The sequence below is a fragment of the Protofrankia symbiont of Coriaria myrtifolia genome (genome assembly GCF_900634755.1).
Taxonomy (GTDB): domain Bacteria; phylum Actinomycetota; class Actinomycetes; order Frankiales; family Frankiaceae; genus Protofrankia; species Protofrankia coriariae.
Genome location: NZ_CAAAFS010000197.1, coordinates 1 through 9826 on the forward strand (window position 1 = coordinate 1; position 9826 = coordinate 9826).

Here is a 9826-nt window from a genome sequence, read left to right on the forward strand (position 1 = left end):
GATGAGCTCGAGCAGGGCGACGAGCTGGGGAGTGATGCGGACGGCAGCGGCGGCGAGCTGGTCGAGCTGACGGGGCGTGAGTGGCGCGGCTGGGGAGCCGGGCGGGCTGTGCAGGGCGGTGGTCAGGGCGTGATGCTGGCTGGTCGGGGTGCTGCCGGCCGGGGGGATGACGCGGGAGTCGGCGGCCAGCCCAGCGCGCGCAGCCGGCCGATCCCGGGGTGGGCGGCCAGGGCGCGCAACCGCGGGTCATACAACCCCGGGCTGTCCCCGTCGGGTGGGCGCCCCGAACTGTCTGCGTCCGACGAACGCCCCGCGCTGTCCCTGTCTGTCGGAGGTGCCGGCCGGGTGGCCGTGGGAGCGCCGTTGCCGACAGCAGGTTCAGGGATGCTGCCACCGGTGAGGACGACCAGGTCCGCGAGCAGGGACAGCGGGGACCACAGCCCACCGGCGCCGAGCAGGACCAGCCCGGCCACGGCGGTCCGCAGCGACGGTCCGACCGGACCCACCGCCACGGGTGCCGAAGATACGATCACGGTGGGTGATGTGATCCTGGACGATGTGGCCGTGGTGGACACCGACAGGCGCGGCACCTCCACCACCCGCACCATGGCATCGCCGCCGCCGGTGGCGAGCAGGAGCCGGCCCTCTCCGCCGACTGCCCACGCCACCGACCAGACCGGGCCGGCGTAGCCGGTGAGGGTGCGCAGGCAGACGCCGCTGACCGGATCCCACACCCGCACCGTGCCGTCGAAGCTGCCGGAGGCGAGTAGCGGAGCTCGGCCGGCACCACCGGCGGCCCACGCCACCGCACCGACTCCGTCGGTATGGCCGGTGAGGGCGTGCAGGCAGACGCCGCTGGTCGGATCCCACACCCGCACCGTGCCGTCGCCGCCGCCGCTGGCGAGCAGGAGCCGGCCGTCCCGGCCGGTCGCCCACGCCACCGCGTCGACCCCGCCGGTGTGGCCGGTGAGAGTGTGCAGGCAGGTGCCGGTCAGGGGGTCCCATATCCGTACCGTGCGGTCGTAGCCGCCGCCGCTGGCGAGCAGGTGCTGGCCGTCCCGGCCGGTCGCCCACGCCACCGAGTTGACCCCGTCGGCGTGGCCGGTGAGGTTGCGCAGGCAGCTGCCGGCGAGGGTGTCCCACACCTGCACCGTGGCGTCGCGGCTGCCCGCGGCGAGCAACGGCCGGCCGTCACCGCCGGTCGCCCACACCACCGACATGACGCTGCGGGTGGGGCGGCGGGTCATGGTATGCAGGCAGGCGCCGGTGAACGGATCCCACACCCGCACCGTCGTATCCTCGCTGCCGGTAGCAAGCAGCAGCCGCCCGTCGCTGTCGGTCACCCACGCTACCGACCAGACCCCGTTGGCATGGCCGGTGAGGGTGTGCAGGCAGGTGCCGGTGAACGGATCCCACACCCGCGCCGTGGCATCCTCACCACCGGTGGCAAGCAGCAGCCGCCCGTCCCGCTCGGCCGCCCACGCCACCGACATGACCGGGCCGGTATGGCCACCGGTCAGGGTGGTCGACGATTCGGCGACAGCGACATCACCCGGCGCCCACGGCTCGTCCCGCCGGGGAGCTGGTTCGGTCAGCCGCGCGTCGTCGGACAGGGGTGGGACCCTCGCGGGATCACCCGTGCGGCCCGTGGTGCGGGCATGTGTGACCGCCCAGGCGTGTAGGGCGGCGTCCACGGGCGGGGTGGTGCTCGCCTGACCCGTCGGACCGTTCTCCCGCTGCTCGTCCACGCCGCCTCGCCGCCCCGCCAGTGCTGTCTCCCGTCGACACCTGCCGACGTCACCCCGCGGCGATCAGCGTAACCCCGGCGCATGCGGATCAGTTCGGTCAGCTGGCCGCCGGCGGCCGCCCGCGATCGGCCAACGCTCCGTGACAGCCCAGTGATGGTGCGCTGTCAGCGGTCCCGGACGGTGATGCCTGCCAGGATCAGGTGGAGGAAGCGGGTGCTGCCGTCCCCGTCGGGCAGCGCGTTCTCCCGTACCCATGCCGCGCCGCCGAGCAGGTCGAACAGTTCCTCGGGGGTGAGGTCCGCGCGGACCCGGCCGGCGTCCTGAGCCGCCCGCAGCAGCTCCGCCCCGCAGCGGTGCATAGCCATGCACACGGCATGTGACGGTGTGCCCTCGTCGTACATGCTCTGCGTCAGGATCTCGACCAGCCCCCGGAAGGTGCTGAAGTGCTCGATGGCGTTGGCCATCCAGTCCGTCAGCGCGTCGAGCGGGTCGACGCCGTCGGCCCGCATGCCCTCGGCGCGCGCGACAAGTGCCTGCAGACCGTCCCTGGTCGTGGCCTCGACCAGGCAGGCCCGGGTCGGGAAGTGCCGGTAGAGGGTGCCGATGGCGACCCCCGCCTGGCTGGCGATCTCCTCCAGTGACGCGTCGGAACCGGCGGCGTCGAACGCCTTGCGCGCGGCGCTGAGGATCGCGTCGTAGTTGCGTCTTCCGTCAGCCCGCTTGGGACGGTGGGCGATGTACGGTACGGCGCCTCCCATCGGCCCTCCTCTCGCGTCTCCCCGCTGGCAGCCTGAGCATTTCTCATGTTGGGAGCGCCCGGCAACAGGGATCCGATCACCGGTCAGGACAAACAGGGCGATCCACGACGTCAGGATGGCAGGGCCACCGGTCCATCAGGCCACCGGTCCACGCAGCCGGGCGGCCACGCAGCCGGGCAGCCGGGCGGGAAAGAAGTCAGGCCTGTCCCGTCACGGCACAGTCGAGACTGTCGTTCAGGATGGCGTTCTGGAGTCGGCGCATCGTCTCACCGGGCTCGAGCCCGAGCTCGTCCCGTAGCACCCGCCGGGTGTGCTGGAAAACCCTGAGCGCTTCGGCGCGCCGGCCCGACCGGTGCAGCGCGAGCATCAGCTGTTCCCGAAAGGCCTCGTGCAGCGGGTGCTCCTCGACCCAGTTCGTCAGGTCGCCCACCAGCTCACGGTGGCGTCCCGTCCGCAGCAGGCAGTACGCGATCGACTCCAGGCATTCCAGCCACATCTCCTCCGCCCACCGCACAAAGGTGGTTGTGATCGTGCCTTTGCCGATCCCGGCCAGCACGGGCCCGCGGAAAAGCCGCGACGCCGCGGTGAAGCTGACGAGCGCCCGCTCCGGATCAGGCATGCGGTTCTCCCGCCCGCGGGCATGCGACACCCGCAGTTCACAGATGTCCAGCAAAGCCTCGTCGACCGCGAGCAGATAGCCCTGCGGGTGCGTTACGATCACCGCGTTGCGCACCCCGAAATGGGCGAACATCTTACGTAGATGAGAAACGTAGACGTGCAGTCCGGCGCGCGCCCGGCGGGGCCGTTCCTCACCCCAGATCTCGCTGATCAGCTCCTCGGAGAAGACCGGGCGGTTCGCGCGGATGAGAAGCACGGCGAGCAGGGTCTCGATTTTGGCCGCGCTGATCGTCCTCGGGCCGTCCCGGTCGCTCACCAGTTGGAGAGAGCCAAGCAACTCGAATCTCACGGTTTCCACAGCCCTGTCCTTCGCGGATACCGCCCTGTCCTTCGTGGCTGCCGAGACGACGGATGTGGCTGACGGGGCGATGGGCTGAAACCCGCTTCGCGTGACATGGCCCCCACCAGCGTGATCGGGATACATCTGGCCGGCGCCGCGTCAGGCGGTCTCGGTGGCGAGTTCGGGCCGCGCGGCCGGCTTCCTGGCACCGGTCAGCCCGAACACGGCCAGCGCGAGCGCCGTCGCGGTGTAGCCGACCCCGACGTAGAACGCGATCCGGTAGCCGTGGACGACGTCGGTGGCGGTGCCGGCCGTGCCGGAGGTGACGGCGCCGAACACCGCCACCAGGATGGCCAGCCCGATCGAGCCGCCCAGCCGCTGCGAGACGTTGAGCACCCCGGCTGCGGCGCCGGCGATGCCGGGTTCCACGTCGGCCAGCGCGATCCGGGTGACCAGGGCGAACTGCAGCCCGATGCCGGCGCCGAAGAGCGTCATCGGCCCGAACACGGCCGCGAGGTAGGAGCTGTGCTCGGTGATCCGGGTGAGCCAGACGGTTGCTGTCAGGGTGGCGGCCGCACCGGTGACCAGGACGGGTTTGGCGCCGAACCGCGTGGACAGCCCGGACACCAGCTGGGAGAACGCGAAGATCCCGACGCCCCACGGCACGAACGCCAGCCCGGCCTGGAACGGGGTCAGCCGCAGGATGTTCTGCAGGAACTGGGTGACGAAGAAGAAGATGGCGAAGATCGACCCACCGAGAAGCAGCAGCAGCAGGTTCGCGCTGACCCGGTTGCGGTTGCGGAACAGCGCGAGCGGGGTCAGCGGCGCCTCGATCCGCCGCTCGACCGCCACGAAGGCGGCCAACAACAGCACACCCACCGCGGCCAGCGTCAGCGGCTCGGGCCAGGCGTCGGACGAGCTGCGGATCAGGGCGTAGGTCAGCGCGGTGACCCCGAGGGTGGACAGCATCGCCCCGGTGATGTCGAAGCGCCCGCTGGCCCTGTCCGACTCACGGATGTGGACGGCCGCGAGCGCCGCGACGAACACCCCGATCGGCACGTTGACGAACATGGTCCAGCGCCAGGAGGCCCATTCGGTGAGCACCCCACCGATGATCATCCCGACCACGCCGCCGGCCCCGGACACCGCGCCGTAGACGCCGATGGCCCTGGCCCGGGCCGGCCCGGCGAAGTTGGTGGTGATCAGAGCGAGCGCGGTCGGTGACGCGACCGCGGCGCCGACGCCCTGCAGGGCCCGCGCGGCCACCAGTACTCCCGCGTTCGGCGCGAGCCCGGCCAGCAGCGAGGCCAGGGTGAACAGCCAGACCCCGGCGAGGAAGACACGTCTGCGCCCGAGGATGTCCCCGGCCCGCCCGCCGAGCAGGAGCAGCCCGCCGAAGGTCAGCGTGTAGGCGTTGAGCACCCAGGACAGCCCGGTCGGCGAGAACCCGAGGTCGAAGCGAATGTCGGGCAGCGCGATGTTGACCACGCTGGAGTCGAGCACGACCATCAGCTGGCTCACCGCGATCGCGGTGAGGACCAGCGCCGGCCGGCCACGGGGTGCCGGACCGGCGGCCCCGGCAGTGGTGGGCGCGCCGCTGGGCGAGGCAGCCATCAGCCCTCCGTTGACAGTGAGACGTCGGCAGTGGAAGAGACGCGGTGGGAAAGATCGGGATGGATCGGGCGGTATCGTCGACGTGATTGCTCGTCGATAAGAAACTAATCCGTACCCTATTGAAGCGGTAGCATACGTCAAGAAACTGGAGCGTTTCTTCTTCTGGCGTGCTCAAGGAGGTGCGGAGCGTGTCGACCACCGCTCCCGCCGTCCAGGGGGCGGACCGGGCCTCACACCCTTCCAGACGCCGCAGGGGGCCCGCCCTACAAGAAGCAATCTTCAGTGCGGTCTTCGACCAGATCAACGAGATCGGCTACGCACGGCTGACCATGGACAGGATCGCGGCCGCCGCGGGCACCAGCAAGGCGGTGCTCTACCGCCGCTGGGAGAGCAGGGAAAGCCTCGTGCTCGACGCCCTGCGGGAGAGCCTGCCCACCGTGCCGGAGCCGCCCGCGGGTCAGAGCCTGCGGGCGGACCTGCTCCACGTGCTCGAGACGGTGCGCTCGGCCTTCACGGTCACCAAGGGGACCACGTTCCACCTGGTCGCCGCCGAGGCCGGTGGGGACTGCCGGGCGCTGGCCGACGAACGCGTGTTCGTGCCCGCCCACCGGGTGATACTCGACGTCCTGGGCCGCGCGGCCGGCTGGGGCGAGATCAGGGCCGAGCTGGTCACCGACCTGATCGCGGGCATCGGTCCGGCCCTGCTGCGCAGCCAGGCCATCGACGGCCCGGTGCCGGACCCGGCGACGGTCACCGCGATAGTGGACGAGATTCTTCTCCCGCTGCTGACCGCGCGCTGACGTCCAGGCTGGGCACGGCCGCGAGCAGCGCGCGGGTGTAGGGATGCTCGGGGCGGTCGAACACGGCCTCGGCGGCGCCTTCCTCGACCACCCGGCCGTCCTTCATGACCGCCAACCGGTCGCTCGTCCGCTCGACCACACCGAGATCGTGCGTGATGAGCAGCAACGCCACCCCGGCCGCCGGCGGGTGCGCCTGTCGGGCACGGCGTCGATCAGCAGCCGGGTGTACGGGTGGGCCGGGCTGTTCAGCACCCGGGCGGTCGCGCCGGTCTCGACGATCGCACCGTCGTGCATCACCGCGACCCGGTCGGCGAGCCTGGCCACCACGGCGAGGTCGTGGCTGATCATCAGCAGGCCGACACCGCTGTCCCTGATCCGGCCGAGCAGCCGCAGGATCTGTTCCTGGACGATGACGTCCAGCGCGGTGGTGGGCTCGTCCGCGATGAGCGCCTTCGGGCCAGCGGCCAGCGCGGAGGCGATCAGGGCGCGCTGGCGCAGCCCGCCGGAGAGCTGGTGGGGATACTGGCCGCGGCGGGCCCGCGGGTCGGGGACGCCGACCTCGCGCAGCAGCTCGGCGACCCGCTCGGCCCGGGCCTGGCGACTGTGGCCGGTGTGCAGCTTCAGCGGCTCGCCGATCTCGGAGCCCACCCGGCGCATCGGGTCCAGGGACACCATGGCGTCCTAGAGCACCATCCCGACGACCCGGCCGCGTACCGCCTGCCACTGCCGCCGGGAGAAGGCCGTGGCGTCCTGGCCGTCCAGCCGCAGGCGCTTCGCGGACACGACCGCGCGGGGCCCGGCGAGCCCGAGCAGCGCACGCGCGGTGACGCTCTTCCCGGATCCGGACTCGCCGACCACGGCGAGGCACTCCCCCGGCTCGACATGGAACGACACGCCGCGCACGACCGGCTCGGCCTGCCTGCCGAAACCGACGGTGAGCCCGTCAACCTCGATCAGGCTCACCGGGCTCCTCCCAGCCGGCGGGGGCCGGGCCGGCAGGAGCCGGCAGGCCGAGGTTCTCCCGCAGGGTCGTGCCGGTGTACTCGGTGCGGAACACGCCGCGCTCCTGCAGTTCGGGCACGACGGTCTTCACGAACTCGTCGAGACCGACGGACGTGGTGTGGCCGGTGAGCACGTACCCGTCCGCGGCATCGCTCTGCACCGCCTCGTCGATCTGTTCGGCCACCTGGCTCGGCGTGCCGAGGAAGGTGTGCCGCAGGGTCACATCGATGATCAGTTCGCGGATGGTCAGCCCCTTGCGCTGAGCCCGTTCGTACCATTCCCGGGCGATGGCGGGCGGCCGCCTCCCGCCCGCGGTGTACCCGGCGTACCTGGGGGCGCCGGGCTCGTCGGAGGCGAGCACCGGCGGCACCGGGCCGTCCGGGTCGTAGCCGGACAGGTCCCGCCCCCAGACCTGTTCCAGTCGGGCGATCGCGTTCTGCGGCGTGATCTGCTGGCGGGCGATCACCCGGGAGCGCTCCCGCGCGTCGGCGACGGAGTCACCGAGAATGCACTGGCTGCCCGGCAGGATCCTGATGGACCGAGGGTCACGGCCGGCGGCGATCGCTCTGGCCCGGATGTCGGCGTGGAAGGCGCGTCCGGCCTGCGGGTCGGCGTACATGCTGAAGACGACGTCGACCGTGTCGATCGCGAACTGCCTGCCGTCCGCGGAATCCCCGGCCTGTATCAGCAACGGGTACCGCTGCGGGCTGGTGGGCAGGCTGAACCGTCCGGAGATGTCGAACTGGCCGCCGCGGTGACGGTAGCTGCCAGCCGCCGGATCGCCGCGGAAACGCCCGCTCTCCTGGTCGCCGACGATGGCCTCGACCGGCCAGCTGTCCCACAGCGTGCGGGCGGCCGCGACGAATTCCCTGGCCCGCTCGTACCGCTGCTCGTGCGGCAGGTACCCGCCGCGCCGGAAGTTCACCCCGGACTGCGGGTCCGAGGTGGTGACGATGTTCCAGCCGGCCCGGCCGCCGGAGAGGTGGTCCAGCGTGGACAGCTGCCTGGCCAGCTCGTACGGCTCGTTGTAGGTGGAGCTGGACGTGGTGACCAGCCCGATGTGGTCGGTCATGGCGGCCAGCGCGGTCAGCACGGTCAGGCCGTGGTGACGCCCGCTGATCTCCAGGTCGTAGAACTCCCCCTTGTGCTCACGCTGGCGCAGCGCCTCGGCCAGCATGAAGAAGTCGAACTTGCCGGCCTCGGCGGCCTGCGCCGCGTAGCTGATCGAGGAGAAGTCGATCTGGCTGCGCGACTCCGGGTCGCTCCAGGCTATCCAGGGGCTGCCGTGCGGGAAGCCGGCGGCGAGGATCACCTGCTTCTTGCGGGGCTTGGGCTGCGACGAGGTCATCGATGTACTCCCAGGGCACGCGTGGATCGGCGGGGACGGGGCGTCAGGCGGCGTAACGGTTCGCCGGCCGGCCGAGGCCCAGCCGCTCACGGAGCGTCGCGCGGGTGGCGCCCTCGTGGACGCGGGGCAGCAGGCCCCGGTTCCGCAGCTCCGGCACCAGCCCGCGGGTGACGGCCACCGGGTCGTCGGCCGCCGACCCGGGGCGCAGGCGGAAGCCGTCCAGACCGACGGCCCGCCAGCGCGCCAGCCGCTCGGCGAGGACGGCCGGGGAGCCGACGAAGATCTCGGCGTCGCTGGTCAGCGGCTCGCCGGCCAGCTCGTCCCAGCGAGCCCTGCGGTCGGCCGCCGCCGGCCAGCTCTCACCGAGGAGGACCAGCAGGTCCGCGAAGATCTTCAGGGGCGGGCCGGGCCGTCCGACCTGCTCCTGCGCGGCCCGCACCCGCGTCACGACCGCCCGCGCGTCATTGGTGTCCTGTGGGGTGACGTACACGATGTCCGCCGCCTGGGCGGCGAACCGGTAGTCCGCCACGCCGTGCGCCAGCACGGCCACGACCGGCTGCCCCTGCGGCGGGCGCGGGATGATCGACGGCCCGCGCACCGCGAACCTGGAGCCGTGGAAGTTGATGTGGTGCAGGCGGGAGCGGTCGAGGTAACGGCCGGTGTCCACGTCCCGGATGACCGCGCCGTCCTCCCAGCTGTCCCACAGCGCGCGCACCACCTCCACCGCGTCGGACGCCTCCGCGAGCAGGTCCGAGGCCAGCGCGGCCTGCCGCTGGGGGTCCCCCGGCGTGAACTCGGCGGCCGGCCGCCGGCCAAAGTTGCCCGCCTGAGCGGCGGTGTCGGACACCTTCACCTGCCAGCCGGCCCGGCCCTCGCTGACGTAGTCGAGCGTGGCGATCGCGGTGGAGACGTGGAACGGCTCGGTGTGGGTCACGGTCGCGGTGGGCAGCAGGCCGATCGAGCTGGTCAGCGGGGCGATCCCGGCGGCGAGCTGGACGGCGTCGAACCGCCCGGCGAAGCGGTCGGTCCGGTCGTCCACCGGCCCGGTGAGCTCGTCCTCGAAGGTGACGAAGCGACCTGGCCGCGCTCGGCCTCGGCGGCCTGGCCGGCCCAGTAGCGCAGCCGGTAGAACTCGCGCGCGGGCACCGGCGCGAAACGCCACGCGGCCGGGTGCCAGCCGGCGCCCTCCAGCGCGACGGCGAGATGAAGCGGAGCGTGACCTGCCACGGCTCACCACACTTTCCGGACGTCCTGGCGCAACCGCCGGTGCGGCCACCAGAAAAAGATCGCCTGATACCGGCACGTCGATATTTTCATGGCGGCCGGTAAAGACGTGCGCGGCACTCGGGAAAAGCCGGCACGGCAGTGCTCCCACCAGACAACACAGCCTCCACGAAAGCTGACACGAATAACGCGGCCGACACCGGAACCGGTCTTTTGCGCGGCCTGCGACTGGGCGGATCTTACAGCCGGCCGAAGAGCCGGACAAGAGACCTGACAGGCGACGTGGCCATCATTTTGGTACGGCTTTAGAACTGTTCCGGAACACGTAATACAAAAGACAACGGAACAGCGGTACGGTGCTGGACGGGTCGTAA

7 protein-coding genes and 2 pseudogenes are annotated in these 9826 nt (G+C 71.7%); 1 reads left to right on the forward strand and 8 read right to left on the reverse strand.

All coding sequences use genetic code 11. The features are described from left to right. Nucleotides 1–122: 122 nt before the first annotated feature. From CM1CMNOD_RS11120 to CM1CMNOD_RS11135, 4 genes are all read right to left on the reverse strand, one after another. A complete protein-coding gene (locus CM1CMNOD_RS11120) occupies nucleotides 123–1748 on the reverse strand; it encodes a WD40 repeat domain-containing protein (RefSeq protein WP_013873749.1) in 1626 nt (541 codons plus the stop codon). Nucleotides 1749–1912: 164 nt separating this feature from the next. Beyond that, nucleotides 1913–2506 carry a TetR/AcrR family transcriptional regulator gene (locus CM1CMNOD_RS11125; RefSeq protein WP_013873750.1) on the reverse strand — a complete coding sequence of 198 codons (594 nt, stop codon included), beginning with the start codon at nucleotides 2504–2506 and terminating at the stop codon, nucleotides 1913–1915. A 196-nt stretch (nucleotides 2507–2702) separates the two neighbouring features. Then, on the reverse strand, nucleotides 2703–3482 hold the full coding sequence (locus tag CM1CMNOD_RS11130) for an AfsR/SARP family transcriptional regulator (RefSeq protein WP_013873751.1): 780 nt from the start codon (nucleotides 3480–3482) through the stop codon (nucleotides 2703–2705). Nucleotides 3483–3623: 141 nt separating this feature from the next. Then, complete coding sequence (locus CM1CMNOD_RS11135; RefSeq protein WP_013873752.1) at nucleotides 3624–5078, reverse strand: MFS transporter; 1455 nt, start codon at nucleotides 5076–5078, stop codon at nucleotides 3624–3626. A 188-nt stretch (nucleotides 5079–5266) separates the two neighbouring features. Between CM1CMNOD_RS11135 and CM1CMNOD_RS11140 the strand changes: the two genes are divergently transcribed. Further along, nucleotides 5267–5878, forward strand: a complete 612-nt coding sequence (locus tag CM1CMNOD_RS11140; RefSeq protein ID WP_013873753.1) for a TetR/AcrR family transcriptional regulator — start codon at nucleotides 5267–5269, stop codon at nucleotides 5876–5878. On the opposite strand, the gene CM1CMNOD_RS11145 is transcribed toward CM1CMNOD_RS11140, so the two are convergent. The 4 genes and pseudogenes from CM1CMNOD_RS11145 to CM1CMNOD_RS11160 form a co-directional block, all read right to left on the reverse strand. Beyond that, the gene (locus CM1CMNOD_RS11145; protein ID WP_237703134.1) at nucleotides 5829–5984 is read right to left on the reverse strand and encodes an oligopeptide/dipeptide ABC transporter ATP-binding protein; all 156 of its coding nucleotides are present in this window, start codon (nucleotides 5982–5984) and stop codon (nucleotides 5829–5831) included. The genes CM1CMNOD_RS11140 and CM1CMNOD_RS11145 overlap by 50 nt on opposite strands. A 77-nt stretch (nucleotides 5985–6061) precedes the next feature. After that, a pseudogene (locus CM1CMNOD_RS23995) lies at nucleotides 6062–6841 on the reverse strand (ATP-binding cassette domain-containing protein); the annotation flags it as partial. Next, entirely contained in the window at nucleotides 6822–8228 is a 1407-nt protein-coding gene (locus CM1CMNOD_RS11155; RefSeq protein ID WP_013873754.1) for an NtaA/DmoA family FMN-dependent monooxygenase, read from the reverse strand. The gene CM1CMNOD_RS11155 and the pseudogene CM1CMNOD_RS23995, both read right to left, overlap by 20 nt. A gap of 43 nt (nucleotides 8229–8271) precedes the next feature. After that, nucleotides 8272–9455 (reverse strand): annotated as a pseudogene (locus tag CM1CMNOD_RS11160) (LLM class flavin-dependent oxidoreductase). Between the last annotated feature and the right edge of the window lie 371 nt (nucleotides 9456–9826).

Bases quoted from the DNA above. Each gene is read 5' to 3' on its own strand.
- CM1CMNOD_RS11125 (WP_013873750.1), bottom strand. From the start codon at position 2,506: ATGGGAGGCGCCGTACCGTACATCGCCCACCGTCCCAAGCGGGCTGAC.
- CM1CMNOD_RS11135 (WP_013873752.1), bottom strand. From the start codon at position 5,078: ATGGCTGCCTCGCCCAGCGGCGCGCCCACCACTGCCGGGGCCGCCGGT.
- CM1CMNOD_RS11145 (WP_237703134.1), bottom strand. From the start codon at position 5,984: ATGAAGGACGGCCGGGTGGTCGAGGAAGGCGCCGCCGAGGCCGTGTTC.
- CM1CMNOD_RS11155 (WP_013873754.1), bottom strand. From the start codon at position 8,228: ATGACCTCGTCGCAGCCCAAGCCCCGCAAGAAGCAGGTGATCCTCGCC.